The organism is Ruegeria sp. BF6, assembly GCF_056538665.1.
Map to the genome: position 1 here is coordinate 374,389 of NZ_JBQFTN010000001.1, position 25,724 is coordinate 400,112.

22 protein-coding genes and 1 tRNA gene are annotated in these 25,724 nt (G+C 58.8%); 9 read left to right on the forward strand and 14 right to left on the reverse strand.

All coding sequences use genetic code 11. The features are described 5' to 3' along the window. Nucleotides 1-36 precede the first annotated feature (36 nt). Nucleotides 37-2,088 (forward strand): ComEC/Rec2 family competence protein, encoded by a 2,052-nt coding sequence (locus ACR0IM_RS01885; protein WP_480680659.1) that lies wholly within the window; start codon nucleotides 37-39, stop codon nucleotides 2,086-2,088. Here ACR0IM_RS01885 and lexA read toward each other — a convergent pair. From lexA to ACR0IM_RS01915, 6 genes are all read right to left on the reverse strand, one after another. Then, nucleotides 2,082-2,780 (reverse strand): transcriptional repressor LexA, encoded by a 699-nt coding sequence (gene lexA / locus ACR0IM_RS01890; protein WP_480589188.1) that lies wholly within the window; start codon nucleotides 2,778-2,780, stop codon nucleotides 2,082-2,084. The genes ACR0IM_RS01885 and lexA overlap by 7 nt on opposite strands. A 78-nt stretch (nucleotides 2,781-2,858) precedes the next feature. Beyond that, complete coding sequence (locus ACR0IM_RS01895; protein ID WP_480680660.1) at nucleotides 2,859-4,031, reverse strand: molybdopterin molybdotransferase MoeA; 1,173 nt, start codon at nucleotides 4,029-4,031, stop codon at nucleotides 2,859-2,861. Beyond that, nucleotides 4,028-4,501 (reverse strand): cyclic pyranopterin monophosphate synthase MoaC, encoded by a 474-nt coding sequence (gene moaC / locus ACR0IM_RS01900; RefSeq protein ID WP_480589184.1) that lies wholly within the window; start codon nucleotides 4,499-4,501, stop codon nucleotides 4,028-4,030. Before moaC ends, ACR0IM_RS01895 begins: the two co-directional genes overlap by 4 nt. Then, nucleotides 4,501-5,313, reverse strand: coding sequence for an indole-3-glycerol phosphate synthase TrpC (gene trpC / locus ACR0IM_RS01905; protein WP_480680661.1), 813 nt, complete (start codon nucleotides 5,311-5,313; stop codon nucleotides 4,501-4,503). Before trpC ends, moaC begins: the two co-directional genes overlap by 1 nt. After that, nucleotides 5,310-6,329 (reverse strand): anthranilate phosphoribosyltransferase, encoded by a 1,020-nt coding sequence (gene trpD, locus ACR0IM_RS01910; protein WP_480589180.1) that lies wholly within the window; start codon nucleotides 6,327-6,329, stop codon nucleotides 5,310-5,312. Before trpD ends, trpC begins: the two co-directional genes overlap by 4 nt. Then, nucleotides 6,326-6,907 carry an anthranilate synthase component II gene (locus ACR0IM_RS01915; RefSeq protein ID WP_480589178.1) on the reverse strand — a complete coding sequence of 194 codons (582 nt, stop codon included), beginning with the start codon at nucleotides 6,905-6,907 and terminating at the stop codon, nucleotides 6,326-6,328. Before ACR0IM_RS01915 ends, trpD begins: the two co-directional genes overlap by 4 nt. Nucleotides 6,908-7,102: 195 nt before the next feature. Here ACR0IM_RS01915 and ACR0IM_RS01920 point away from each other — a divergent pair, with 195 nt between their 5' ends. After that, the gene (locus ACR0IM_RS01920; RefSeq protein WP_480680662.1) at nucleotides 7,103-8,596 is read left to right on the forward strand and encodes a divergent polysaccharide deacetylase family protein; all 1,494 of its coding nucleotides are present in this window, start codon (nucleotides 7,103-7,105) and stop codon (nucleotides 8,594-8,596) included. A gap of 44 nt (nucleotides 8,597-8,640) precedes the next feature. On the opposite strand, the gene trpE is transcribed toward ACR0IM_RS01920, so the two are convergent. The 5 genes from trpE to fabI all read right to left on the reverse strand — a co-directional run bounded on the left by trpE (nucleotide 8,641) and on the right by fabI (nucleotide 14,610). Then, nucleotides 8,641-10,152 carry an anthranilate synthase component I gene (trpE, locus tag ACR0IM_RS01925; RefSeq protein WP_480589174.1) on the reverse strand — a complete coding sequence of 504 codons (1,512 nt, stop codon included), beginning with the start codon at nucleotides 10,150-10,152 and terminating at the stop codon, nucleotides 8,641-8,643. Between the two features lie 12 nt (nucleotides 10,153-10,164). Then, nucleotides 10,165-12,006, reverse strand: a complete 1,842-nt coding sequence (locus ACR0IM_RS01930) for a SurA N-terminal domain-containing protein (protein WP_480680663.1) — start codon at nucleotides 12,004-12,006, stop codon at nucleotides 10,165-10,167. Between the two features lie 79 nt (nucleotides 12,007-12,085). Beyond that, nucleotides 12,086-13,261, reverse strand: coding sequence for an aminotransferase (locus ACR0IM_RS01935; protein ID WP_480640322.1), 1,176 nt, complete (start codon nucleotides 13,259-13,261; stop codon nucleotides 12,086-12,088). Nucleotides 13,262-13,288: 27 nt separating this feature from the next. Next, complete coding sequence (gene gpt, locus ACR0IM_RS01940) at nucleotides 13,289-13,798, reverse strand: xanthine phosphoribosyltransferase (RefSeq protein WP_480589168.1); 510 nt, start codon at nucleotides 13,796-13,798, stop codon at nucleotides 13,289-13,291. Nucleotides 13,799-13,803: 5 nt separating this feature from the next. Beyond that, a complete protein-coding gene (gene fabI / locus ACR0IM_RS01945) occupies nucleotides 13,804-14,610 on the reverse strand; it encodes an enoyl-ACP reductase FabI (RefSeq protein ID WP_170325040.1) in 807 nt (268 codons plus the stop codon). 135 nt (nucleotides 14,611-14,745) lie between these two features. Between fabI and pdxH the strand changes: the two genes are divergently transcribed. The 4 genes from pdxH (at nucleotide 14,746) to ACR0IM_RS01965 (ending at nucleotide 16,594) form a co-directional block, all read left to right on the forward strand. Beyond that, the gene (gene pdxH / locus ACR0IM_RS01950) at nucleotides 14,746-15,351 is read left to right on the forward strand and encodes a pyridoxamine 5'-phosphate oxidase (RefSeq protein ID WP_480640323.1); all 606 of its coding nucleotides are present in this window, start codon (nucleotides 14,746-14,748) and stop codon (nucleotides 15,349-15,351) included. Nucleotides 15,352-15,493: 142 nt separating this feature from the next. Further along, entirely contained in the window at nucleotides 15,494-16,000 is a 507-nt protein-coding gene (locus ACR0IM_RS01955; protein ID WP_174822655.1) for a cold-shock protein, read from the forward strand. A 6-nt stretch (nucleotides 16,001-16,006) separates the two neighbouring features. Continuing rightward, complete coding sequence (locus tag ACR0IM_RS01960) at nucleotides 16,007-16,474, forward strand: DUF192 domain-containing protein (RefSeq protein WP_480680664.1); 468 nt, start codon at nucleotides 16,007-16,009, stop codon at nucleotides 16,472-16,474. Nucleotides 16,475-16,517: 43 nt separating this feature from the next. Further along, nucleotides 16,518-16,594 (forward strand) — tRNA-Pro (locus ACR0IM_RS01965). Nucleotides 16,595-16,604: 10 nt separating this feature from the next. Here ACR0IM_RS01965 and ACR0IM_RS01970 read toward each other — a convergent pair. Continuing rightward, on the reverse strand, nucleotides 16,605-17,039 hold the full coding sequence (locus tag ACR0IM_RS01970) for a hypothetical protein (protein WP_480640325.1): 435 nt from the start codon (nucleotides 17,037-17,039) through the stop codon (nucleotides 16,605-16,607). A 534-nt stretch (nucleotides 17,040-17,573) separates the two neighbouring features. Between ACR0IM_RS01970 and ACR0IM_RS01975 the strand changes: the two genes are divergently transcribed. Both ACR0IM_RS01975 and ACR0IM_RS01980 read left to right on the forward strand, forming a co-directional pair. After that, nucleotides 17,574-21,194, forward strand: a complete 3,621-nt coding sequence (locus ACR0IM_RS01975; RefSeq protein WP_480680665.1) for a vitamin B12-dependent ribonucleotide reductase — start codon at nucleotides 17,574-17,576, stop codon at nucleotides 21,192-21,194. 544 nt (nucleotides 21,195-21,738) lie between these two features. After that, a complete protein-coding gene (locus tag ACR0IM_RS01980; RefSeq protein WP_480589158.1) occupies nucleotides 21,739-21,984 on the forward strand; it encodes an EF-hand domain-containing protein in 246 nt (81 codons plus the stop codon). A 52-nt stretch (nucleotides 21,985-22,036) separates the two neighbouring features. Here the strand turns inward: ACR0IM_RS01980 and ACR0IM_RS01985 are convergent, their stop codons facing one another. Next, nucleotides 22,037-23,578 carry a trimethylamine methyltransferase family protein gene (locus ACR0IM_RS01985; RefSeq protein ID WP_480680666.1) on the reverse strand — a complete coding sequence of 514 codons (1,542 nt, stop codon included), beginning with the start codon at nucleotides 23,576-23,578 and terminating at the stop codon, nucleotides 22,037-22,039. A gap of 419 nt (nucleotides 23,579-23,997) precedes the next feature. On the opposite strand from ACR0IM_RS01985, the gene ACR0IM_RS01990 reads away from it, so the two are divergent. Continuing rightward, nucleotides 23,998-24,516 (forward strand): outer membrane protein, encoded by a 519-nt coding sequence (locus tag ACR0IM_RS01990; protein ID WP_480680667.1) that lies wholly within the window; start codon nucleotides 23,998-24,000, stop codon nucleotides 24,514-24,516. A gap of 6 nt (nucleotides 24,517-24,522) precedes the next feature. Here the strand turns inward: ACR0IM_RS01990 and ACR0IM_RS01995 are convergent, their stop codons facing one another. Continuing rightward, a complete protein-coding gene (locus tag ACR0IM_RS01995) occupies nucleotides 24,523-25,713 on the reverse strand; it encodes a pyridoxal phosphate-dependent aminotransferase (RefSeq protein WP_480680668.1) in 1,191 nt (396 codons plus the stop codon). Between the last annotated feature and the right edge of the window lie 11 nt (nucleotides 25,714-25,724).

The window sequence follows — 25,724 nt, forward strand, 5'->3', positions numbered from 1 at the left end:
GCGTCTGTCTAACGAGCCCGAAGGACGGGGGCAACCATGCGTGTTCTGGCACGGGTCGAGGCCGCATTGCTGAACCAGACCGGGTATTTGTTTCAGTGGTCTCCGGTATGTCTGGCCTTCGGCATTGGTCTGTACTTCAGTCTCCGGTTCGAACCGGGTTGGCAGGTTTATTCGTGCCTGTTGGCGCTGATGTTGGGCCTGGTCTGGGCCGGTCGCAGGATGCGAACCGGTTGGGCTGCGTTGGTAACGGGGAGCGCGCTGATCGCGGCTGGCTTTGTACTGGCCGGCGCGCGGGCCCACTCGGTCGCAGAGCCGGTTCTGTCTTGGCGTTATTACGGTCCGATCGAGGGGCGGGTCGTGGCCATGGATCGCTCTGCCTCGGACGCGTTGCGGGTGACGCTGGACCAGGTGCGCATAGGGGACGTGCCCGAGGACCGCCGCCCGCAGCGCGTCCGGCTTTCATTACATGGCGAACCGGCATCGCTGGCACCGGGCCAAAGGATTATGACCACGGGCCACCTTTCACCACCGCAAGGCCCGGTCGAGCCCGGAGGGTTCGATTTCCGCCGCCATGCCTGGTTTCAGCGTCTCGGCGCGGTTGGATACACCCGCGTTCCAGTGATGACAATTGCGCCGCCCGGAGGGGCGACCGAAGGGGTGCGCGTCACGGCGATGAGGATGGCCATCTCTGATCGGGTCCGTTCGATCCTGCCCGGTGAGATCGGTGGGTTCGCTGCTGCGGTTACCACAGGTGACCGCAGTGGGATGGGGCAGGAGACGCTGAAATCTTTGCGCGCATCAAACCTTGCGCATTTGCTGGCGATATCCGGCCTGCACATGGGGCTGCTGACGGGGTTCGTGTTTCTGGTCTGCCGACTGGCCCTGTCCGCTATTCCCGCCGTGGCCTTGCGTCTGCCTGTGCGTAAGCTGGCGGCACTCTGCGCGCTTGTCGCAGCTGTCATCTATCTGATGCTGTCCGGTGGCAACGTCGCCACCGAGCGGGCCTTTGTCATGGCAAGCGTCATGCTTGTGGCAATACTGATCGACCGTCGCGCGATCTCTCTTCGGGTCGTTGCAGTGGCCGCTTTGATTGTCTTGGTGTTGCGCCCCGAATCTCTGCTGAGCCCAGGTTTTCAGATGTCTTTTGCAGCGACGACCGCGCTTGTGGCAGTGTTCGGGCAATTGCGGGATAATGGTCCATTGCCGGGGCCGAAATGGACGAAACCTGTTGCGGGGCTGGTACTGTCGTCAGCCATTGCCGGTCTGGCGACAGCTCCAATCGGGGCGGCGCATTTCAACACGATGTCTCATTACGGGCTGTTGGCTAATTTGCTCTCGGTGCCGGTGATGGGGACGGTTGTGGTGCCAGCGGCCTTTGTTGCGGCGCTGTTGGCCCCGTTCGGGTTGGAGGCACTGGCGCTACACGTCATGGGGTTGGGGTTACAGTGGATTCTGATTGTCTCGGACAGGGTCTCCGGCCTGGAGGGCGCTCAAGGGTTTGTCGTTAGCCCGCCGCATTATGTTTTGCCGATGTTTGCCCTCGGCGCTTTGTGGCTGGCGCTGTGGCGCGGGCGGGCGAAGTGGATCGGAGTAGCGCCGGTAGTAGTGGCGTTTTTGCTTTGGGGGCAAGGGCAACGGCCCGAAGTTCTGATAGCGGATTCCGGCGGATTGGTGGGCGTCATGACCGAAAAGGGCCGGGCACTCAGCAAGGAAAAGGGCAGTGGGTTTATTGCGACCGTTTGGCTTGAAAACGACGGCGATGGTGCGAACCAGACCAACGCCGCCCGCCGCTGGCCCGATACGCCCGGCGCGATCCAACGTTATGTCTGGCAGGGCAAGGAACTGGTCCACGTTACAGGAAAGCGCGCCGCTCAGGGCTTCGGGGAATGCCGGGAAAATCAGATTGTTGTTTCTGCTGTTCCCTTGGATATCGCTGGGGATTGCGGCCTCTTCGACCCGGACCGTCTGAAAGAGACCGGAAGTCTGGCTTTTTCCAACGGTCGCATAACAACTAGTCGAGCGGTCATCGGCCATCGTTTGTGGTCCCCGGAGTTGACCGGGGACCGTTACTCAAAAAAGGCTCAGTAGCTGCGGATCAGCCCGACCAGCCGTCCCTGTACCTTAACCTTGTCCTCAGGCAGAACACGGGTTTCATAGGCGGGGTTCGCGGCCTCAAGGGCAATAGCGTTGCCGCGGCGGAAAAACCGTTTCAGCGTAGCTTCCTGATCTTCGACCAAAGCAACCACGATGTCGCCGTTATCTGCCACTCTGGTTTCGCGGATGACCACAACGTCACCATCATTGATGCCCGCGTCGATCATCGAATCCCCGCGGACTTCCAACGCATAATGATCACCTTTGCCCGAAACCATGCTGCCCGGAACCGCAACGCGGTGCGACACGTGACTGATCGCTTCAATCGGAACACCTGCAGCGATGCGACCCATAACCGGCAGTTCCATGGCGTCCACGGTGACCGGTTCGAAATTCGCCGGGCGTGGCCCCTCGGGCTTGTCGCCTTCAATGACTCGCGGTTTGAAGGCGACAGTAGGTTCACCGCCCAGGCTTTCCGGCAACTTGACAATCTCAATCGCCCGGGCGCGGTGGGCGAGGCGGCGGATGAAGCCGCGTTCTTCCAGTGCCGTAATCAGGCGATGGATGCCGGATTTCGACCTCAGATCCAATGCAGCCTTCATTTCGTCGAAACTGGGCGGAACGCCGTCCGCCTGAACGCGTTTGTGGATGAATTCCAACAAATCCAACTGTTTCTTGGTCAGCATTGCTCACACCTCGTCGGTCATGCGTTTTCTTTTGTTCTACGCATGTTCACGTTTTGTGTCAACGGATTTGCACGCCTCCTAAATTGGCAGGTACAGCACCTCATCCCCGGCTGCGCGCGCGGGATCATGCGGTTCGCGTACCAACAAGGCGTTGGCCTGCGCCAGAACGCTTAGCAGAGAACTGTCCTGATCGGTGCAGGCGCGAATGCCAGTGTCGTCCAATATCGCGCGCATATAGTGTTCACGCGGGCCGTTTTCGGTGATCGGTTCGGCAAGACGGGCACGCCGAAATGGCGTTAGAATCTGTTCAATACCCAACATGCGACGCACCATCGGGACCAGGAAGAGATAGCCGCAAACCATTGCGCTCACAGGATTTCCCGGCAGGCCGACCATCGCGGCATTGCCCAGCCGACCAGCCATCAGAGGTTTACCCGGCCGCATTCGGATTTTGTAGAAGGACCGTTCCATCCCCAGCGATTGCGAAACATCGGCGACAAGATCGTATTCACCGACCGACGCGCCGCCGATAGTAACGACCAGATCGGCACCCTCTGCCAGCCCAAAGGCGGTTTCAAGCGAGGCGACGGTGTCGCGAGCAATCGGCAGGATACGCACCTGCGCGCCTGCGTTTTCCAGCAGGGCTTTCAGGCCAAAGGTATTCGAGGCGATGATCTGATCGGGCCCAGGGGTTTCGCCCGGCATAACCAGTTCGTCCCCGGTCGAGATCAACGCAACGACGGGTTTGCGCGTGACTGGCACCGCCGGAATGTTCATGGCGGCCATCAACGCAATGTCCTCGGGACGCAGAACGCGCGGCGTCGAGATCTGCGTGCCGCTTTGAAAATCGATACCGGCCGGGCGGATGTTGGACTTGATGCCGGGCTCGTCCGTGATCGTCAGCAGGTCGCCGCGACGGTCGGTATCTTCTTGAATAACAACAAAATCTGCGCCATTTGGTATCGGAGCGCCTGTGAAGATGCGCACGGTCTGGCCTGGCCCGACGGTGCCTTCGAAACGACGACCGGCGGCGGACTCACCGATGACTTTGAACATCGCGTGCAGTTCGACCTCGGTCGCCTTCAGTGCATAGCCATCCATTGAAGATGCGGAAAATGGCGGCTGATCGCGGGTGGCACTGACGTCTTGCGCCAGAACGCGTCCGGAGGCGTCGGCGAGAGAAACCGTTTCGGCATTAAGCGGGGAAACAAGATCAAACAGCAGCGCCCGGGCGTCTTCAACCGTAATCATCTTGCCTCGTAACGTCCTGATTTCCCACCGTCTTTCAGCAGAACCCGAATGCCGCCGATTTCCATCGCCTTATCGACAGCCTTGGTCATGTCATAGACGGTCAGCGCGGCGGTTGTGGCCGCGGTCAGGGCCTCCATCTCGACCCCGGTCTGGCCCGAGGTTTTGACGGTTGCCTCGATCTGAACACCGGGCAAATCAGGGTCCAGCGTCAGTTCAACGGCCACTTTGGTGACCGGCAGAGGGTGGCACAGCGGGATCAGTTCGGGCGTTTTTTTTGCACCCATGATGCCGGCCAACCGTGCAACACCGAGAACGTCACCTTTCCTGGCGCGGCCCTCGGAAATCAGATCAAAGGTTTCCTTCGCCATTTTGATGTGGCCGGCTGCAACTGCCACCCTGTCAGTTACTGCCTTGTCGGATACATCGACCATGTGCGCCTGGCCCTGGGCATCAAAGTGGGTCAGTGGCATCACATCACTCCGGGGATCAGCGGGTTTGCCAGCAATTGACGCGTTGCAGCGGTGACATCGTTTTGACGCATCAGGCTTTCACCGATCAGAAAACAGCGCGCGCCATAGCGGGCGATGTCGGCCAGGTCTTCGGGCGTGCTCAGGCCGCTTTCGCATACGATGGTCCGGTCGCCCGGCACCAGTTTCGACAACCGGCGCGTGGTATCAAGCGAGGTCTCGAAGGTCTTGAGGTTGCGGTTGTTTATCCCGATCAGAGGGCTTTTCAACTGTGTCGCGCGTCCCAGTTCGGCCTCGTCATGGACCTCGATCAGGACGTCCATGCCCCAATCGAACGCTGTCTGTTCCAGTTCAGCCGCCTGACTGTCCTCGACCGAGGCCATGATGATCAGAATGCAGTCCGCACCTAATGCACGCGCCTCGATAATCTGGTAGGGGTCGTACATGAAGTCCTTACGCAAGGCAGGCAGCGACGTGGCCGCGCGGGCTTGGGTCAGATACTCTTTGGCGCCCTGAAAGCTGGGTGTGTCGGTCAGCACTGACAAGCAGGCCGCACCGCCTTCTTCATAGGCTTTGGCCAGCACGGGCGGGTCAAAATCCGGGCGAATCAACCCTTTGGAAGGGCTGGCTTTTTTGACCTCGGCGATCAGACCATAGCCTTTGCGCGTGGCCGTCCGCAGGGCAGCAGCAAAGCCACGAACCTCAGGGGCGAACCTTGCTTCACTTTCCAGAACGTCCAGAGGTTTCTCAGCCTTGTCCGCGGCAACCTCCTCCAGTTTGTAGGCTTTGATCTTGTCCAGTACCGTCTCTGTCATGCGGCCTCCTGAGTCATGCGGGCCAGTGCGGCGATTTTTTCTTTGGCTTTTCCGCTGTCGATACTTTCGACGGCTTTGGCTACTCCGTCCTTCAGGTCGGCAGCAGCGTCCGCGACGACCAATGCGGCGGCTGAGTTCAGCAGCACCGCATCACGATAGGCCGAGGGCTGCCCATCCAGCAGGGCACGGAAGGCAACGGCGTTTTCTTCTGGCGTGCCGCCGAGGATATCCTCAAATGGGTGCACTGGAAGGCCTGCGTCCTCGGGGTGAAGCTCGACCTCTTTGACAACGCCGTCCTCAAGTGAGGCGACCCAGCTGATGCCGGTGATGGTCAGTTCATCGGTGCCATCGGACCCATGTACCAGCCAGGCATGGTCTGAACCCAAAAGGCCAAGTGTTTCTGCCATCGGGCGGATCAGATCGCGGCTGAAGGCTCCGGTCAGTTGGCGTTTAACACCGGCCGGGTTGGTGAGCGGGCCGAGGATGTTGAAAATCGTGCGGGTGCCGAGCTCTTGCCGAGAGGGCATGACATGGGCAATGGCCGGATGGTGCATCGGCGCCATCATGAAGCCGATGCCGACTTCTTCCAAAGCCTTTTCAACAGTTTCCGGGCCAACCATCACGTTGATTCCCAACTGCCCCAAGGCGTCCGCAGCGCCGGATTTCGAGCTGAGATTGCGATTGCCGTGCTTTGCCACGGTGACACCGGCGCCTGCCACTACAAAGGCCGTAGCGGTCGAGATGTTCAGTGTTCCCTTGCCGTCCCCCCCGGTGCCGACAATATCCATCGCACCGGTGGGCGCGCTGACCGCGTTGCACTTCGCGCGCATCACAGCGGCGGCAGCGGCGTATTCCTCGACCGTTTCACCTCGGGTGCGCATTGCCATCAACAGTCCGCCAATCTGGCTGGGGGTGGCTTCACCTTCAAACAGAATTGCGAAGGCTTGTTCGGCCTCGTCGCGGGTCAGAGACCGGTCGGCGGCGGCTCCGATCAGCGGTTTCAGAGCGTCGCTCATGCGGGAACTTTCATCTCGGACAGGAAATTCTTGAGCAGGGCGTGGCCGTGCTCGGAGGCGATAGATTCCGGGTGGAATTGAACGCCGTGGATGGGCAGCTCTTTGTGCTGCAGGCCCATGATGGTGCCGTCTTCCAGCTCGGCCGTGACGTCAAGGCAGTCGGGCAGCGTATTAGGATCAACCACCAAAGAATGATAGCGGGTCGCCTCAAAGGGCGAGGGCAGCCCGGCGAAGACACCTTTGCCGGTATGGTGCATCGTACCCATTTTGCCGTGTACGATTTCGTGGCAGCGGATCACGTCTCCCCCAAAAGCCTGCCCGATGGTCTGATGCCCGAGACAAACGCCCATAAGCGGCGTTTTCGTTTCAGCCGCTGCCTCGGTCAGGGCCAGGCATATGCCAGCCTGATCCGGGTCACACGGACCGGGGCTCAGCAGGATGCCCGCCGGGTTCATGGCCATGGCTTCCTGAACATCCAAAGCATCATTCCGCCGAATAACCATTTCGGCGCCAAGTTCGCCTAAATAGTGTACGAGGTTGTAAGTAAACGAGTCGTAGTTGTCGATCAGCAGCAGCATTTGGGCACTTGTCTCGGCTTGGGCATTTCGGGCTGGCGATACAGCCCCGGGCCACGGTATAATGTCGGGACATACATGCTCAGGCTTGCGCGGCAGCGTCAAGGGGACATCCGGTTCCTGGCGCCTCGGCAAGCAAATGCCGCAGCAGACGGCGAACATGCGATCGAAGCAGGACCAGGACGAGAGGCAATTGTGATGGGCGGATTTGTCGGTGGAATGATCGTGGGAACGGTCGTTGTTCTTGTATTGGGGGCAGTGTTGTCTCTGAACACGCCTCTGACGAAAAAACCAGAAGTGGCGGTGTCCGCTCCGGAACCCGCTGCGGCAGAGGTTCCCGAAACCACCGCTGAGGCGACCGACACCGTTGGCGATTCAGATGTGTTGGACCTGCCGCCAACCGAACCCGAATCCATCTTTGACCAAACCGACACACTGGCTGAATTGACGGATGTCGAGATCGAGCCTGAGGCCCAGCCCCAGGTGAATGAACACGCTGCGCAGGCCGATGAGCCCGTCGCGGCCCGTTCAACACCAGTTTCCGTGTCGACGGAGGCACCTGTTGCGCCGCAGGCACCGCCTTTGGTGCAGGGATCGCCCGACGCCGAGGCTTTGCCCGAGGTGTCGCTGGACGCGCCCGAAGCCCAATCTGAACCAGTCGTCGAAGTTGAACCCCGGCCAGAACCCGAAACTGCTAACGTTGAACCTCAACCCGTACCCGAAGTTGCGCCGGAAACCGAATCCGCCGTTACCGATATTGCGCCGGATGCCGAACCCGAGGTGGCCGACACCACTGCTCCAGAAGCAGAAACAAACCCCTTCGAGAATAGCCCGATTGCGGTCGAAGGAGACGAAGATGCATCACCGAGCGATTTGCCCCGGATAGCATCCGTTCCCCAGATCGGAGGTGAAGGTGAAGTCGCCGCAGCTCCCAGCGTTGGCAGACGTGTTTTGCCCCTGACCGAACGTGATGATGTAGAACAGGTTGCCGATACGGGCACTGATGTGGTTGTTCCGGGCAAGCCGATTGAGGCCTACGCTGCCGATTTTGAGAACCCCGAAGCCAAGCCTTTGATGTCAATCATCCTGATCGACGACGAGGGTGCTTTCGGCGCTGAAGCGTTGCAGGACTTCCCGTACCCGCTGACCTTTGCCGTCAGCCCCTCTGATCCCGAAGCCGCCGAAAAGATGAACAAGCATCGCGATGCCGGTTTCGAAGTTCTGGCGCTGGCCGATCTACCCGAAGCCGCCAGCGCGCAAGACGCCGAGGTCTCTCTGGCCGTTTGGCTCGATACGCTGCCAGAGACGGTGGGTATCCTCGAGGGTGTGGACTCTGGCATTCAGGGCAATCGAAAACTGGCCGATCAGGTGGCTGCGATTGCCGCCGGTACTGGGCGGGGTTTGATCACGCAGGATAACGGGCTGAACACCGTGCAAAAGCTGGCGGCGCGGAATGGCGTGCCGTCGGGCGTGATCTTCCGCGATATAGACGGCGCACGTCAGGATCCCAAGATCATGCGCCGTTTCCTGGATCAGGCCGCGTTCCGAGCCGGGCAGGAGGGGACTGTTGTCATGCTCGGCCGCCTGCGCCCGGACACTATCTCAGCCCTCTTGCTATGGGGACTCGAAGACCGGGGCAACCGCGTCGCAATGGCCCCGATTTCCGCGGTGATGATGAAAGAGGTTCAGTAGTCGCCAACCGCTAATTCGGCTGAGCGCTTCGGCCAGCCGTTCTTTTAGCTGTTGCCGGAACCGGTAAACCGAGCGGCATCGGCTGCCGCGCGGCGAATGGCGTTCGATTTGTGAACGGTCTCCATATATTCGTATTCGGGGTCGCTGTCATAAACGACACCGCCACCGGCCTGAATATACAATTTGTGATCCTTCACGATGGCTGTCCGCAGGGCGATACACATGTCCATGTCGCCACCGGCACTGAAATACCCCACACCGCCGCCATAGACGCCGCGCTTTTCGGGCTCTAACTCGTCGATGATCTCCATTGCGCGAACTTTCGGCGCGCCTGAGACGGTACCCGCTGGCATTCCTGCAAAAAACGCATCCAGCGCGTCCTTGTCTTCGGCCAGTTCTCCAACCACGTTCGAGACGATGTGCATCACATGGCTGTAGCGTTCGATGATGAACTCTTCGGTCGGGCGCACGGTACCAATTTTGGCCACGCGGCCCGTGTCATTGCGGCCCAGATCCAGCAACATCAGATGCTCGGCCAGCTCTTTCTTGTCGGCCAGCAGGTCGGCCTCGTTGGCCTTGTCTTCTTCGGGCGTCGCGCCACGAGGGCGGGTGCCGGCGATCGGGCGGATCGTTACCTCATCGCCAAAGACTCGCACCAGAATCTCGGGGCTGGCACCGACGACCTGAAAGCCGCCGAAGTTGAAATAGAACATGAAAGGCGACGGGTTGGTGCGCCGAAGAGACCGATAAAGCGCAAAAGGCGGCAGCGGGAAGTCCTGCGTCCAGCGCTGCGCCGGGACAACCTGAAAGATGTCACCTGCGCGGATGTATTCCTTGGCCTTTTCAACCGCTTCCATATAGCCGGACTTGGTAAAGTTCGACACCGGCGGCGCAATCTCGGACGCATCCCCCAGATCGCGGGTTTCAGCGGGCATGGCGCGTTCCAGATCGCGCACCGCGTCCATCACACGTTCGGCGGCCTGCGCATAGGCGGCCTTGGCCGTTTGCCCTTCGGCCACCCAGGCGGGGGAGACGACCGTGACCTCGCCTTTGACACCGTCCAGAACGGCAATAACCGATGGACGCAGCATGATTGCATCGGGCAGGCCCAGCGGGTCGGGGTTCACGTCCGGCAGGTATTCGACCAACCGCACCATGTCATAGCCCAGATAGCCAAACAGACCCGCCGCAGCCTGTGGCAGGTCGTCGGGCAATGCGATGCGGCTTTCGGCCAGCAACGCACGCAGGTTGTCCATCGGGTTGCCGTCTTGCGGGTCGAACGCCTCGGCATCGAAGCGGGCCGAGCGGTTCAGTTCCGACGTTTCCCCGCGACACCGCCAGATCAGGTCCGGCTTCATGCCAATGATCGAATACCGCCCGCGGATCTCTCCACCGGTCACGGATTCCAGCATGAACGCGTCTTTTTGCGCACCGGTCAGCTTGAGCATCAGCGACACGGGCGTGTCCAGATCAGCCGCCAGGCGGGTATAAACGACCTGGTTTTCGCCAGCCTCATAGGCGCGGGCGAAGCTGTCAAACTCGGGGGTCAGGGCCATATTCGGTCTCTTCTAATAGCTCGACTGCACGGCGTTCAGCGCGCGCTGATCGATCACCGGGCGGGCGCGGGCCTGCGCGTCGCGCACATAGGCGTCAAAGATGTTCTGGGCCAGCGCCTGGTTCAGCTGAGCCTCAAGCGCGGCCTGGGCTTGACGCAACTCGTCGGTTTCGGCCGGCGGCAGCAACTCTTCCAGACGGACGATGAACGCCGAACCATCGCCGGCAACGGTCCGCAACTCGCCAGGTTCCATTTCGAACACCTGCACCATGAAATCTGCTGACACATCATCCAGAAACGCGGTGCGGGTCAGGGCGTTTTCTACGCGGAACGGCAAACCGATGGTGGTGAAGTCGCCATCCTCTTCCAATTGCTTCAGGACCGCATTGGCCTGTTCCTCCAGTGCCTTGTTTGTCTCAGCCTGCGTCCATGCAGCCACCACGCGGTCACGGGCGCTGTCCAGCGGTTCGGGGCGTTGGGGTAGAACCTCGTTCAGGCGCAGGGCAAAGATCGAACCGTCTTCAAGGAACGCGACTTCGGGGAAGTCGCCTTCGTTCACCGCTTCGGCGGCAATGCGGAATCCGTCATAGGCAGCAACGCCATCGTCGCTTTGACGGGTCCAGTCGATCTGGCCCAGTTCCATCTCGGTCTCTGAGGTTAACTCTTCCAGAGTGGCGCCGCCGGCCAGCATGTCGTTGATTCCTTCGGCCTGTGCTTCGATCTGGCGGCGGGCGCGATCGGCGGCCAGTTCCTCGCGCAGGGCGGGGGCTGCGTCTTCGAACAAGGTTTTGCTTTCAGCGAGCGAACCATTGATGCGGAACAACGCGGGGCCAAAGGTCGAGGGCAGTGGGCCTACCACAGTGTTTACATCGGCGGCAAAGACGGTATCGGCCGCTTCGCCCAGATCCTCGCGGGTCACGTCGCCAAGGTCGATATCGCTGAGTTCCAACTGGCGATCGCGTACCAATTGTTCAAACGTAGTGCCGCCGACCTCAAGCTGAGCCATCGCGGTTTTCGCGGCCTCCTCGCTGGGATAGGTCAGGCGTTCAACCAGACGACGTTCAGGCTGGTGGAACTCAGACGCGCGCTGATCGTAAAGGCGGCGCACCGAATCCTCATCAACCTCGACACTGTCCAGCAGCATTTCGGGCGACAGGATGGCATAGGTTAGTTGCTTGGTGCGAGGCAGGGTGAACTGATCCGTGTTCTCATCATAGTAGGCCTGAACCTGCTCATCCGAGGGCGCGGCGACAGGTGTGGTCAGGGCGTCAGGTCCGACTGTGGCCACGGTAAAGCTGCGGCGGGCACCGACATAATCGGTCAGGACTTGCGTCAGGACCGACGGCATTTCAACGCCGCTGACCACCGCGTTCTGCACGATGGTACGCGAGGATTCCTTGCGCAGATCCGATTCGAACTCGGTATCCGTCATCCCGACCTGTTCCAACTGAAACTGATAGGCGTCACGGTCAAACGTACCATCGACACCCTGAAAGGCCGGAATGGCAACGATTTCCTTTTGCAGGTTCTCGTCTCCAATCGAAATGCCCAACTCGCCAACTTCGTTGTCCAACGCGGCCAGAGCGGTCAGGCGCGACAAGGCCAATTGGTCCAGCCCGAACTCATGCGCCTGCGACATTTGCAGCGGCTGGCCAGTCTGGCTCTCGACCGCGCGGATTTCACGCTGCAGCTCACGGACATACTGATTGATCGAAACCTCTTCGTTCCCCACCTGCGCAACAGTGCGCACGGTGCCGGTCAGGCTGGTTGCGCCAAAGCCCGCAAGGCCCAGCATCAAAAGGCCCATGAGAATCCAGACAAAGGTCTTCGATAGGTTTTTCATGCCTGCGGCCATGGTGCCCTCTTATTCTGTGGCAAGTTACTGCCCTGTCGGTTGCGGCCCTGAATACGATGCACGTCGCCGGGGGGCAAGCTCAGAAGGACAAGGCCTGCAGCCGGTCAAACAATTGAGCGATTCCGGAACGGTCGAGATTGGCAAAGGCGATTCGGACCTGACGTTTTCCCTCTGGGTTATTTGCGGGCATGAACATCGTACCGGGGAGCAGCAGGATACCGGCCTCGGGTACCAGACGACGCGCCAGTTCGTCTGAGGATATATCAAACGGGTGCTCGAAATAGGCGAAATAGGCCCCCAGCCCCAACAGGCGCCAACCCTTGCCGGCCAGACGGGGCAGCTCTTCCTGAATCGCGGCACGACGGTCGAGGATTTCTGCGCGTTCTCCGGCTACCCATTGCGACAGATTCTTCATCCCCCAGAGCGCTGCGAACTGGCCGATCTGGCTGGGGCAGATTGCTACCGTGTCCAGAAACTTCTCGATTTCCGCCAGAAGGTCCGCGCCGGTTGCAATCGCGCCAACGCGGTGACCGGTCAGGCGATAGGCTTTGGAAAACGAATAGAGATGGACCAGCGTCTCCTGCCAGCCCGGCTGGCTGAACAGATCATGCGGCGGACCGATGCGGCTGTCGAAGTCGCGATACGTTTCGTCTACCAACAGGCGAATACCGGTCTCGCGCGCCAGATCATAAAAGGCGCGCAACAAATCCGAGGGGTACTCCACGCCGCCGGGATTGTTCGGGGTGACCAATACAATGGCGCGCGTGTTGTCGGTGATCAAGGCGCGGGCCACATCGGGATCGGGCAGCAGATCATCACCGGTCTTCAGGTCGATAGCGTGCACGCCTGCCATATCCAACCACATTTTATGATTGAAATACCAAGGGGTTGGCAGGATGACCTCGTCCCCTTCATCGGTAATGGCCGAGATCGCCGCCGCAAAAGCCTGATTGCAGCCCGAAGTGATGGCAACCTGATCCGCCGCGACCTCTGCGTTGTAATGCTGGCTGATCTGTGTCGCGAGTTCGGCACGCAGTTCGGGATTTCCCAGAACCGGCCCATACAAATGCGCTCTGTCCTCGGTCACTGCAAACTCGGCCATGGCTTGACGCAGCGCCAAAGGCGGCGGATCGACCGGTGCGGCCTGGCTGACGTTGATCAGAGGCCGATTCTCGAGAAAGACCACGCCCTCCAGCCAACGTCGCGCCTCCATCACCGGAGGGGCGAAAGTGGCGGCGGTACGTGTCCGGTTCATGCGTGGTCCTGGATGTTCAGCAGAAGATCAATCGGTGCCGCGATAAGGCTCGACATATTGCAGGGCCATATCCCACGGGAAAAAGATCCAGGTGTCCTGGCTGACCTCAGTGATGAACGTGTCCACCATCGGGCGCCCTTTGGGTTTGGCATAGACCGTTGCGAAATGTGCCTTGGGGTACATCGCGCGGACCAGTTCCAGGGTTTTACCGCTGTCGACCAGATCGTCGATTATCAGAATACCCTCACCGTCGCCCATCAGGTCTGCGTCGGGGGCTTTCAGCACTTCGGCTTCACCCTGCGCCTGATGGTGGTAAGAGCGTACGCTAACTGTATCAACGGTGCGGATATCCAATTCACGGCTGACGATCATCGCGGGCGCCATGCCGCCGCGTGTGATGGCGACAACGGCACGCCATGCGCCGTCATCCGGGCCTTGACCGTCCAGCCGCCACGCCAAAGCGCGCGAGTCACGGTGAATCTGGTCCCAGCTGATGTGAAAGCCTTTTTCGTGGGGCAGGCGGTCTTTGGCGCTCATTTTTCTTAACCTTTTTCAACGTCCGGGGCGTCCACGGCCTTCATGCCGACGATGTGATAGCCCGAGTCTACGTGCAGATTCTCACCGGTAACGCCGCTGCTGAGATCGGACAGCAGATACAATGCCGACTTGCCTACATCGTCGATGGTCACGTTGCGGCGCAGGGGCGAGTTATATTCGTTCCACTTCATGATATAGCGGAAGTCGCCAATGCCGCTGGCGGCCAGTGTCTTGATCGGACCGGCCGAGATCGAGTTGACGCGGATGCCATCCTTGCCCAGGTCCTCGGCCAAGTATTTGACGGACGCTTCCAGCGCCGCCTTGGCCACACCCATCACGTTATAATGGGGCATTACCTGTTCGGCACCGTAGTAGGTCAGGGTAACGGCGCTGCTGCCTTCGGACATCATCTTCTCAGCCCGCTGCATTACAGCCGTGAAGGAATAAACTGATACATCCATGGTCAGCTTGAAATTCGCCCGGCTGGTATCGACGTAACGGCCGCGCAACTCGTTCTTGTCTGAAAAGCCAATCGCGTGAACGATGAAGTCCAGCTTGCCCCATTTTTCTTCCAGTGACGAGAACAGCGCATCAATTGAAGCCTCATCGCTCACATCGCAGGGCAGGACGATCTCGCTGCCCAGTTGCGCCGCCAGCGGATCGACTCGTTTTTTTAGCGCATCTCCCTGATAGGAAAAGGCAAGTTCGGCTCCGGCTTCGGATAAAGCGCGGGCAATTCCCCATGCGATCGATTTATCATTGGCCAGTCCCATGATGAGGCCGCGTTTTCCGGCCATCAACTGATTTGACATGTTCGGTTCTCCGCCTGTCTTCGCGTCATGTTGAGTTGGTTTATGCCATTGGATGCGCTGCTTCAAGGCCACGAACTCTTGCCCACAGCGGGTTCTCGCCCTAGGGTGGTTAATAAAAGTTTCCGGGGGATGGAAATGACCGAGCGTGGTGGCATTTTTGCCGGCGCTGATCCGTTTCAAATTTCGGATCGGTGGCTGTCAGAGGCCAAAGAAAGCGAATTGAATGATCCCAACGCCATAGCGTTGGCAACCGTGGACCCGGATGGCATGCCCAACGTGCGCATGGTGCTATTAAAAGAGATCGAATCCGATGCCTTCGTGTTTTACACCAATTACGAAAGCGCCAAAGCCACCGAGCTTGAATCAGCAGGCAAAGCGGCATTTGTTATGCATTGGAAATCATTGCGGCGGCAAATCCGGGTTCGTGGTACAGTCACAAGGGAAAACGGGCCGCAAGCTGATGAGTATTATGCGTCCCGCTCGCTGAAGAGTCGACTTGGGGCATGGGCCTCAAAGCAGTCCCAGCCCCTAAGCAGCCGATCTGCCCTAATGGCAGAGGTTGCCAAGGTGACCGCGAAACTGGGGCCGAACCCTCCGCGGCCACCGTTCTGGGGTGGATACAGGCTGGTACCGACCGAGATCGAATTTTGGGCCGATGGTGCCTTCCGGCTGCATGACAGGTTCCAGTGGCGTCGGGATCAAGTGGGCTCGGTGTGGGAAGTACAGAGGTTGAATCCATGACGTTCGCGTATCGTGAAATGCAACGAGCAGGAAACAAAGGGTTTTTTCAGCTTGAATTTGCGCGTCATTCCCATACACATCGGACCCTTAACGAACTGTTAAAATTCGCGATGGGAAAACCGTGCCAGAAGATCTGAACAACATGTACCGCGTCCGTGGACACGTAAAATGGTTCGACCCTGCCAAGGGGTACGGGTTCGTTGTGTCCGACGAAGGCGGTCCGGATATTCTGTTGCATGTAAATGTGTTACGTAATTTCGGGCAAAGTTCTGTCGCCGATGGCGCCGGGATCGAGATCATGACCCACCGCACCGACCGCGGTGTTCAGGCGGTCGAGGTTATCAGTGTCGATCCACCCGCACGGACCGACTCGATGATGCTGGCGGATTTTGCCGAGCTTGATCCCGTTGTGATCGCCGAAGCGCCGCTCGAGGCTGCACGGGTGAAATGGTTCGATAAGGGCAAGGGGTTCGGTTTCGCCAATGTTTTTGGCCGGAATGAAGATGTATTCCTGCATATCGAAGTGTTGCGCCGGTCCGGTCTTGCCGACCTGCAACCGGGCGAGGCGCTGGCGATGCGCGTCATCGATGGCAAACGCGGACGTATGGCGGCTCAGGTCCTGGCCTGGGAAGCCGCGTTGGACGACTGATTGTTCATGACCAGACTAATCGCGGTTCTTGCAAGTATAACAATGCTGTGGACCGGAGAGGGGCTGGCGGCGTGCCGGGACGACCGTGTCGGTCTGCGCAACGATAAGACACAAATTACCTTCAATGTTGAACTGGCGATAAGCCCGCAAGACAGGGCGCGCGGACTGATGTTTCGCGAGTCGCTGCCGCAGCGGTCCGGGATGTTGTTCGTGTTCGACCCGCCGCAGAGGGTCGCGTTCTGGATGAAGAACACTCTGATTCCCCTGGACCTCATTTTTCTGGACCGCACCGGAACCGTGACCCGCGTACACGAAAATGCGATTCCCGGCGATGAGACTCAGATTGAAGGCGGCGATTCGGTCTTTGCAGTTCTGGAAATCAATGCCGGGCTGGCGGCCCGCTACCTGATTACGCCGGGAACCCAGATGCAGCACGAAATTTTTTTGCAGGGCCCTGCAATTTGGCCCTGTTAGGGCTTTTCAAATCAGAACGGCACGTTTAGGAAGGCGCACGGTCCGGGGCGTGGCGCAGTCTGGTAGCGCACCTGTTTTGGGTACAGGGGGTCGTAGGTTCGAATCCTGCCGCCCCGACCACTTCTTTCCTTTACGTGGGTGATCCACCCATCACCTGGAACAGCGCGCCAAGCGCCTGATCCAGTGTTTTGCTTTCCACCGGAACATTGACCGCAGGTCCAGTCTTCTGAGGCACATTAAAAAACAGCTCTGCATCTACGCGGTAACCCGAGGCGTTCTTGGTTGATGTCATACGCATGACGCTTTTGGGAAGGTTCTGCGGGTATCCATCATAGTTGAGAATCAGATATGCGGTTGTGTCGGGCGGCAGCAACTCGGTGCATTCGTAGACCCGATTCCCGATCTTCTGGAACCGCTCACCGGGTCCGGCACATTGCGTTTCGAACGTATCGAAAAGCCGTTTGGGATATGTGTCGAACTGCGCGCTGCGCGTTGGAGGTGGCACATCTTGTGGTGCGCAGGCCACGGTCAACGCCAATACGGGAAGCAAGCGATACACCAACATCGAACCTGACCTCCCTCGATCAACCGTTTTAAACTAAATGCACTTTGTCCACTCCACCGACGGGTGGCGTTCTGATTCTTGTTCAACCTAACTACCTTACTACCGGTTTATCAAATGCCGGTAACTGTGCCGAGAAAAACAGTTAATTCCGCTGTGTGAGTTTCAGGCTACACCGGGCGACCGGTGGATGAACCTGTGGAGGAATCGCAATCAGTCAGCAGACAGAGCCCCGAAACTATTGGGTCAATAAAAAAGATTTCGAAAATGACCGAAAAATGACATTGACGATCTATGGCCGAATACGCCAAGTTGTATGGGCCGAAACGGATGCCACTAAATCTGGTAGGATAACCGGAAAAGGGCATAGGACGAGGGTCGGAAAGCACATCTATTAAACGTGCAACCGTACGAACGGTTTCGCGCTGTCGAAAACAGCGCCCGGTCGTTTGCGTCCAAAATTTCTGGCACGGCTGACGGATTGCTGAAAGGCTCCTGACGCCAACGGACAAGTTGATTGAATCTAGGGCTGCGGACATGAAGATTGACAGAAAATTCACCAAATCGGGACAGGACGCATACGCAGATCTGGACTTTGTCTCTGCGACATCGGAAATCCGGAACCCGGACGGCACCATTGTGTTTCGCCTCGACGAAATCGAAGTTCCCGCAAAGTGGAGCCAGGTGGCTAGCGACGTCATTGCGCAAAAGTACTTCCGCAAAGCCGGTGTTCCTTCGGCCCTGAAAAAGGTCAAGGAAAAGGACGTTCCCGAATTTCTGTGGCGCTCGGTTCCGGCTGAAGGCGCTGAATTCAGCGGAGAAACCTCTTCGAAGCAGGTCTTTGACCGACTGGCAGGTGCATGGGCTTACTGGGGCTGGAAGGGCGGCTATTTCTCGACCGAAGAAGACGCGCGCGCCTACTTTGACGAGATGCGCTATATGCTGGCGACCCAGCGTGCTGCGCCTAATAGCCCGCAGTGGTTCAACACCGGTTTGCACTGGGCTTACGGAATCGATGGCCCGGCACAGGGTCACCACTATGTCGATTACAAAACCGGTAAGTTGACCAAATCGAAATCCGCATACGAACATCCGCAGCCGCATGCGTGCTTCATTCAGTCCGTCGATGATGATCTGGTCAACGAAGGCGGTATCATGGACTTGTGGGTGCGCGAGGCGCGCCTGTTCAAATACGGCTCGGGTACCGGGACCAACTTCAGCCATCTGCGTGCAGAAGGCGAGGCGCTGTCAGGTGGCGGCAAGTCCTCGGGCCTCATGGGCTTTCTCAAGATCGGCGACCGCGCCGCAGGCGCGATCAAATCAGGCGGTACAACCCGTCGAGCAGCAAAGATGGTAATCGTCGATGCTGATCACCCTGACATCGAAAAATTCATCGAATGGAAGGTGATCGAAGAGCAGAAGGTGGCCTCGATCGTTGCCGGATCGAAGATGCACGAGAAGATGCTGAACGGCATTTTCGAGGCCATCCGCAGCTGGGACGGTGCGCAAGACGATGCGTATGATCCCAACAAGAATGACAGCTTGAAGAAAGCGGTTCGTGAAGCCAAAAAGGTCGCGATCCCAGAAACTTACATCAAGCGCGTTCTGGATTACGCTAAGCAGGGTCACGACAGTATCGAATTTCCGACCTATGATACGGACTGGGATTCGGAAGCCTATAGCTCGGTTTCGGGCCAGAACTCGAACAACTCGATCCGCGTGACCAACGCGTTCCTGACTGCTGTCGAGAAAGACGCCGATTGGGAACTGATCAACCGCACTGATGGCAAGGTCTCCAAGACCGTCAAGGCGCGCGACCTGTGGGAAAAGGTTGGTCATGCCGCTTGGGCCTGTGCCGATCCGGGCATTCAGTTCCACGATACCGTCAACGAATGGCACACATGCCCCGAAGATGGTGCGATCCGCGGTTCGAACCCATGCTCGGAATATATGTTCCTCGATGACACGGCCTGTAACCTGGCGTCGATGAACCTGCTGACCTTCCTCAAGGATGGCGAGTTCCAGGCGGCGGATTATATGCACGCCTCGCGTCTGTGGACCCTGACGCTGGAAATCTCGGTGACGATGGCGCAGTTCCCGTCGAAGGAAATCGCGCAACTGTCCTATGACTTCCGCACGCTGGGTCTGGGCTATGCCAATATCGGCGGCCTGCTGATGAATATGGGCTACAGCTATGATTCGGACGAGGGCCGGGCGATTTGTGGCGCACTGACTGCGATCATGACCGGTGTGGCCTATGCAACCTCGGCAGAGATCGCCGGAGAGCTTGGCCCGTTCAAGGGTTATAAGCGCAACGCGGACCACATGTTGCGCGTCATCCGCAATCACCGCCGTGCGTCGCAGGGTGTGACCGAGGGGTACGAGAAACTGGCGGTCAAGCCGGTGCCGCTGGACCATGGTAACTGCCCGGACAAGCGTTTGGTTGATCTGGCCATGTCGGCTTGGGACGAGGCTTTGAGTCTCGGTGAGAAGAACGGCTATCGCAATGCGCAGGCGACCGTGATCGCGCCCACCGGCACAATCGGTCTGGTGATGGATTGCGACACCACCGGGATCGAGCCGGACTTTGCTCTGGTCAAGTTCAAGAAGCTTGCGGGAGGCGGTTACTTCAAGATCATCAACCGCTCGGTGCCTTCGGCGCTGGAAAAGCTGGGTTATTCCTCCTCGCAGATCGAAGAGATCGTGGGCTACGCCGTCGGTCACGGCACAATCGGCAACGCGCCGGGGATCAACCACACCTCTCTGACCGGTCACGGCTTTGGCCCGAACGAACTGGCCAAAGTGGACGCCGCGCTGGAAAGCGCCTTCGACATCCGGTTCGTATTCAACCAGTGGACGCTGGGCGAAGATTTCTGCACCGGTGTTCTGGGCATCCCGGCGACCAAGCTGAATGACCCGACCTTTGATCTGCTGCGCCATCTGGGTTTCACCCGCGCGGATATCGACGCGGCCAACGACCATGTCTGCGGGACGATGACGCTGGAAGGGGCACCGCATCTGAAGGAAGAGCACTATTCAATCTTCGACTGCGCCAACCCGTGCGGCAAGAAAGGCAAGCGTTTCCTTGGGGTTGACAGCCACATCACCATGATGGCCGCGGCGCAAAGCTTTATCTCGGGTGCGATCTCGAAGACGATCAACATGCCCAACGACGCGACCATTGAGGATTGCCAGAAGGCCTATGAACTCAGCTGGTCGCTGGGGGTGAAGGCCAACGCGCTCTATCGTGATGGCTCGAAACTGTCGCAGCCTTTGGCGGCAGCTCTGGTCGAAGATGATGATGAGGCGGCAGAAGTGCTGGAAAGCGGTTCGGCGCAGGAAAAAGCCGTCGTTCTGGCCGAGAAGGTGATCGAGAAGGTTGTTGTCAAGGAAATCATCCGCAGCCACCGCGAAAAACTACCGCATCGCCGCAAGGGATACACCCAGAAGGCGATCGTTGGTGGCCACAAGGTGTACTTGCGGACTGGTGAGTTCGAAGACGGCAAACTGGGCGAGATTTTCATCGACATGCACAAGGAAGGCGCTGGCTTCCGGGCGATGATGAACAACTTTGCCATCGCCGTATCGGTTGGTCTTCAATACGGCGTGCCACTGGAGGAGTTCGTAGACGCCTTCACCTTCACCAAGTTCGAACCTGCGGGGATGGTGCAGGGCAACGACTCGATCAAGAACGCGACGTCGATCCTGGATTACATCTTCCGCGAGCTGGCTGTGTCCTATCTGGACCGCACCGATCTGGCCCATGTAAAGCCCGAAGGCGCAACCTTCGACGATCTGGGTCGCGGCGAAGAGGACGGTTTGTCCAATGTCTCGGAAATCAGTGACAGCGCGGCCTCCAAATCATTGGAAGTGTTGAAACAAATCAGCTCGACTGGGTATCTTCGCAAGCGTCTGCCGCAAGATCTGGTGGTCTTCAATGGCGGTCAGGCTGAGGTGAACGGCATGGCCGAAACCGCGTCCGCCTTTGAAGCGCCTGCAGCTGAAACCGCTGTCGCGACCAGCATGGACGCACGGACCAAGGCCAAGATGCAGGGATACGAGGGCGATCCTTGTGGCGAATGCGGAAACTACACGCTGGTGCGCAACGGCACCTGCATGAAATGCAACACCTGCGGCGCGACCAGCGGGTGTAGCTAAGCCAACCGCCCCGGCACCCCGGGGCGCAGGGGTCGGAACGCTGCCCAAGTAACCGGCCCCGACGAATACGGAGCAAGGCGCTGAGACTTACCATCGATGCCTTGGTCCACTCGGCCGACATGCCCGTGTTGGCCGGGAACAGGGTGGGGCGGAATATATGCTCTTTCCCACTCTTTCACGGGGCGGGTGCGCTCGCCCCATGCGCAGTCCAGGCCGCAGGCAAAAAAAACACCGGGCGGTCAACGAAATGAGCCTGGAAGGCGAAACTGACAGGGGGCTTCGGCCCCCTTTCTTTTTTGCAACGGCGTCGTCGAGAATTTGAGCAGAGCTTTGCCGGATTGTGCATGCCTCGTCGGGCAAGACCCGCCGAAAGCGGATTGACTAGTTTTCTCCGGCGGTTGACCGCAGACGCGACTCTGTCAAACACGCGGAGATTGGCGCGAAAAACGAAACAAACTTCAATGCAGGTGACACGGTATCCCGTTACGGTGTTTCTGATGCTGTCCGGACAAAAAACGCAAAAACTCTATCAGGAGGCATCACAATGAAACCGCAAATTCTGACCGCTATCTCTGTTCTCGCACTTGGACTGCCGACTCTGGCTGCCGCACAATCCTCGGCTGACGCCAACGGCGATGGTGTGCTGACAATCGAAGAAGTGCAGGCCGTACTGCCTGACGTTGACGCAGACGGTTTTTCGGCGATGGACGCAAACGGTGACGGCGCACTGGATGAGGCCGAGATCGCCGTGGCTCAGGAAGCCGGGTTGCTGCCGGCGACTGACGGCTAACCCCGAAATAGAAAGCGGCCAGAGATACTCTGGCCGCTTTTACAATACCTTATCAGCCGAGGTAAATGTTGAACTTCGCGCGAATCTCGGCATCCAGCAGCGGATCGAACCGGGCTGGAGACGGGGATGACAGAATTTCTTCTTTCCGCTTGACCGCTTTCTCGATCAGATCCGGTTTGCCAAGTTCCGCCCATTCTTTGGGCGAGGTCCGGTCTCCGAAAGTCGGGTATACATAGTCCGCCTGCATTCGGCTGAGCGTTGCGTCGGTACCCAGGTAGTGTCCGGGCCCGCCCATGCAGACCTCGGCGATCTGGTCCAAAGCCAAAGTTTCATCTGTGACCTCGATCCCACGCACACAACGCTGCGCCTGACCGATCAGGTCGTCGCTGAGGATAAGGCTTTCCAAGCAGAATCCCAGCAACGAGGCGTGCATACCTGCTGCTTCGTAAACCATGTTCACGCCCGACAGTCCGGCCATGACGTTCGAGCACATTTGCTCCCATCCGGCCTGCATGTCAGGCATCTTCGAGTCGGAGGCTCCAGCGGCAGCACCGCCGGGCAGATCGTAGAATCGGTGCATCTGGGCGCAGCCTGCAGTCAGCAAAGCCTGTTCACCGGACCCGATCGACATGGCGCCGGTGCGCAGGTCCAGACCAAAAGGCCAAGTGCCAAAAATTGCCGGGGCACCGGGACTTACAGCGTTTACGTAAACCAGACCGGCCAGACATTCCGCCGTGGCCTGAGTGATCGCACCGGCGATTGTTGAAGGGGCGGTTGCGCCCGCCATCCCGGCCGAAAGCAGCAACACGGGCATTCCACCCTTTATGCAAAGCTCCATAACTTCGCAGCTTTCCGTAGCGAATTTCATCGGTGGCACGACAAAGCAGTTCGAATTGGAAACGAACGGACGCTCTCGGTACTTATCCTCACCACCGGCGATCATGTAGACCATCTCTAGTGCCGGGGGGACGTGGCTGGGTTCCGTGAAGGATGTACCGATATGTTTGAATGTACCCGAGCAGCTGGCATAGATCGTGTTCAGATCCATTTCCAGGTTGTCGGGAATGTCGCGGCAGACCATCGGTCGCTGAACAAAGTGAATGTTGTCAAGCTGTTCACAGATGCGGGAAGCGTCATGAAGGTCCTGCACCGTTGAATCCCGATATGCATTGCCGTGAACATCAACCACGCTGACGGCCGCGCCCGCCGTGCCGTAGTGAACCTTGGTGCCGGACAGATCCAGATCGGTTTTGCCATCGCGGCTGTACAATGTGACCGAGCGATTTGCTTTGGCGATGGTGTCCTCGACCAGGGCGCGGGGGAAGCGGATTCGACCATCATCGCCCAATGTACAACCGGCGCCGACCAGGTAATCGATACCGCTTTGGGGCGCGTCGGCCAGGCCAATTGTTTCCAATGCAGTTAGCGCGGCCTCGTGGATGCGTTCGATCTGTGCCTGGGTCAGCACGTTGAGAACGCCGCCCTCCATACCGGGGCGGATAGGGCGCAGATGTTCGGGCAGTGCGGACGCACGGGCCGCACGGCGCGCGGCGCGTCCGCCGCTACGGGAGGAGTTACGAGTTTGATCGTTCATGGGTCTGTTTCCAATAGTGAAGGCGTCAGGAAAGGGGGGGGTGTTACGCCTTTGAAGGTCGCCCGCGCGCCGCGCGCCCACGGTCGGCTCCAATGGTGCGGCTGATCAGCCGAATCTTCCAAACTTCGTTATGCATTTGGATCCTCACATATTGGCGATCAGTATTCCGATGTGGACAGGTGCTTTCTGTCCTGTTTGCGACCTGAGAGTTCAAAAGCGAAGCTGTGACGCATGTGTCACGGCGATTGCTTGGTTTTGAAAGTATTTTCTCCGTTAAGGCAGAAATCTGTTATAGTTCCTTCACTTATTTAAGAGTGGTTCGTGATCTCAATTATATATTAATGATTGCAAACCAGGTTTCTAAGTTACGTTGACCCAAAAGACCAAAGTTCCGACGACAGGTTCTTTAGGAGAGTTTAATGAAAGCCCTTAAGGCCCTCTGTCTCATTTTGGTGGCGAGCATCGCAGCCCCCGCAATGGCTGAGGATTGGACCGGGGCTTATGCCGGATTCAGCTTTGGATATGCAGACGCCGACGGTCCGAACGGATCAAGCGGCAACGACACGGCCTTTGGTCCTCATATCGGCTATGACCAGGATTTCGGCAATTTTGTTCTGGGTGGCGAGTTGGAATACAATCGCCTGTCCCTGAATCTGGGCGACGGAGAGGGGAGTCTGGACAGCATGACTCGCCTGAAATTGCGTGGCGGCTATGATTTCGGCGGCGCCTTGGGGTACGTGGTGGTTGGCGCTGCCCGGTTGGATGCTTCGGTCGATAACGATACGGCCGCCGTCTATGGGATCGGTGTAGCTTATCCCATCAACGACCGCTTTGTGATCAGTGGAGAGGCCTTGCGGCAGGATTTTGACGATGTCACCCGGACCGATGGCGGTTTGGATTCGAGTGTGTTCAACCTGCGAACGTCCTTCCGATTCTGACACACCTCAGCCGACGGTGGCGTGACGTTCCGACAATTCCGATGCAAATGAGCAAATCGTCGAAAGGGCGGTTGTGAAACTGTCGTCGTCAATCGTCATCGCCACGCGGATATGACCTGCGGCTGCGGTCCCGAAGCTCTCACCCGGCATAACCGCAATTGCATGCGTATCCAGAAGGGCGTTGGCGAATCCGTTACCGCTGAGCCCGGTGGCGCGGATATCCAGCATCAGATACATCGCTCCCTGCGCCGGAACCAACCCGATGGTGTTCTGCGCCTCGAGAATACCAATCGCAAGCGCGCGTCGCCTGCGGAAGGGTTCGGCGATCTGCTCTTCCAAGTCACTGCCCGCATTCAGCGCGAAACTGGCGGCGTCCTGGATAAAACCGGGGACACCGTAGGTTGTGTGCGTGGCGAGGTCGATCAGGTGAGACACCACCTGTTCGGGTCCAACGATCCATCCGCAACGCGACCCGGTCATCGCGTGGGATTTCGACATCGAGCCGACAACCAGCGTACGCTCAGCCATATCCGGCAGGGTACGTGGTGAGATATGTTTCCCTTCCCAGACCTGCGTGTCATAGACCTCGTCCGAAATCAGCCAGAGGTCATGCTTGCGGCACACCTCGGCAATCCCGTCGAGCGTCTGGCGGGAATACACAACACCGGTGGGGTTGTTCGGCGTGTTGATCAGCAAGGACACCGCTCCATCTAAAGCCGCGTTGATCTGCTCGGCGCGCGGCTGGAATGCGTCTTCGGCTGTGGTTTGAACTGATCGGGCCACGGCTCCAGCGCCGCGGATCGTACCGGGGTAGGTGGCGTAATAGGGGTCGAGATACAGCCCCACATCACCGGGATCACAAACTGCGACATGGGCTGCAAACAACGCTGATTGACCGCCGGGCGTAATCAGCACGTTGTGGCGCGTTGTGGGCACTCCGGTACGTGCCTGCAGCCTGGCGGCCACCGTGTCGCGCAGCAGATCGGTCCCGGGAACCATGGCATAGCCGGTGTGGCCCTGCCGGGCGGACAGGTGCATCGCCTGAAGGATCGACGCGTCGGTGCCGATGTCGTGTTCGCCGATGGTCAACTCGGTCACCGCATAGCCGTCGCCGATCATCTGGCGGGCGCGATAGAATACATCCCAGCCGTCACCGCCGCCCTCGACCAATTGCGTGATGCGTTGCGACAATTTCATGGCCCGTCTCC

Excerpts from the sequence above, each read along its gene's own strand:
- ACR0IM_RS01915 (WP_480589178.1), bottom strand. The coding sequence starts at position 6,907 with ATGCTGCTGCTGATCGACAACTACGACTCGTTTACTTACAACCTCGTA.
- ACR0IM_RS01885 (WP_480680659.1), top strand. The coding sequence starts at position 37 with ATGCGTGTTCTGGCACGGGTCGAGGCCGCATTGCTGAACCAGACCGGG.
- ACR0IM_RS01975 (WP_480680665.1), top strand. The coding sequence starts at position 17,574 with ATGAAGATTGACAGAAAATTCACCAAATCGGGACAGGACGCATACGCA.
- ACR0IM_RS01895 (WP_480680660.1), bottom strand. The coding sequence starts at position 4,031 with ATGATTACGGTTGAAGACGCCCGGGCGCTGCTGTTTGATCTTGTTTCC.
- ACR0IM_RS01985 (WP_480680666.1), bottom strand. The coding sequence starts at position 23,578 with ATGAACGATCAAACTCGTAACTCCTCCCGTAGCGGCGGACGCGCCGCG.
- ACR0IM_RS01960 (WP_480680664.1), top strand. The coding sequence starts at position 16,007 with ATGACCAGACTAATCGCGGTTCTTGCAAGTATAACAATGCTGTGGACC.
- fabI (WP_170325040.1), bottom strand. The coding sequence starts at position 14,610 with ATGTCAAATCAGTTGATGGCCGGAAAACGCGGCCTCATCATGGGACTG.
- ACR0IM_RS01980 (WP_480589158.1), top strand. The coding sequence starts at position 21,739 with ATGAAACCGCAAATTCTGACCGCTATCTCTGTTCTCGCACTTGGACTG.
- ACR0IM_RS01935 (WP_480640322.1), bottom strand. The coding sequence starts at position 13,261 with ATGAACCGGACACGTACCGCCGCCACTTTCGCCCCTCCGGTGATGGAG.
- ACR0IM_RS01955 (WP_174822655.1), top strand. The coding sequence starts at position 15,494 with ATGTACCGCGTCCGTGGACACGTAAAATGGTTCGACCCTGCCAAGGGG.
- ACR0IM_RS01990 (WP_480680667.1), top strand. The coding sequence starts at position 23,998 with ATGAAAGCCCTTAAGGCCCTCTGTCTCATTTTGGTGGCGAGCATCGCA.
- trpC (WP_480680661.1), bottom strand. The coding sequence starts at position 5,313 with ATGACAGAGACGGTACTGGACAAGATCAAAGCCTACAAACTGGAGGAG.
- ACR0IM_RS01995 (WP_480680668.1), bottom strand. The coding sequence starts at position 25,713 with ATGAAATTGTCGCAACGCATCACGCAATTGGTCGAGGGCGGCGGTGAC.
- lexA (WP_480589188.1), bottom strand. The coding sequence starts at position 2,780 with ATGCTGACCAAGAAACAGTTGGATTTGTTGGAATTCATCCACAAACGC.
- pdxH (WP_480640323.1), top strand. The coding sequence starts at position 14,746 with ATGACCGAGCGTGGTGGCATTTTTGCCGGCGCTGATCCGTTTCAAATT.
- trpD (WP_480589180.1), bottom strand. The coding sequence starts at position 6,329 with ATGAGCGACGCTCTGAAACCGCTGATCGGAGCCGCCGCCGACCGGTCT.
- gpt (WP_480589168.1), bottom strand. The coding sequence starts at position 13,798 with ATGAGCGCCAAAGACCGCCTGCCCCACGAAAAAGGCTTTCACATCAGC.
- ACR0IM_RS01970 (WP_480640325.1), bottom strand. The coding sequence starts at position 17,039 with ATGTTGGTGTATCGCTTGCTTCCCGTATTGGCGTTGACCGTGGCCTGC.
- moaC (WP_480589184.1), bottom strand. The coding sequence starts at position 4,501 with ATGCCACTGACCCACTTTGATGCCCAGGGCCAGGCGCACATGGTCGAT.
- ACR0IM_RS01920 (WP_480680662.1), top strand. The coding sequence starts at position 7,103 with ATGGGCGGATTTGTCGGTGGAATGATCGTGGGAACGGTCGTTGTTCTT.
- trpE (WP_480589174.1), bottom strand. The coding sequence starts at position 10,152 with ATGGCCCTGACCCCCGAGTTTGACAGCTTCGCCCGCGCCTATGAGGCT.
- ACR0IM_RS01930 (WP_480680663.1), bottom strand. The coding sequence starts at position 12,006 with ATGGCCGCAGGCATGAAAAACCTATCGAAGACCTTTGTCTGGATTCTC.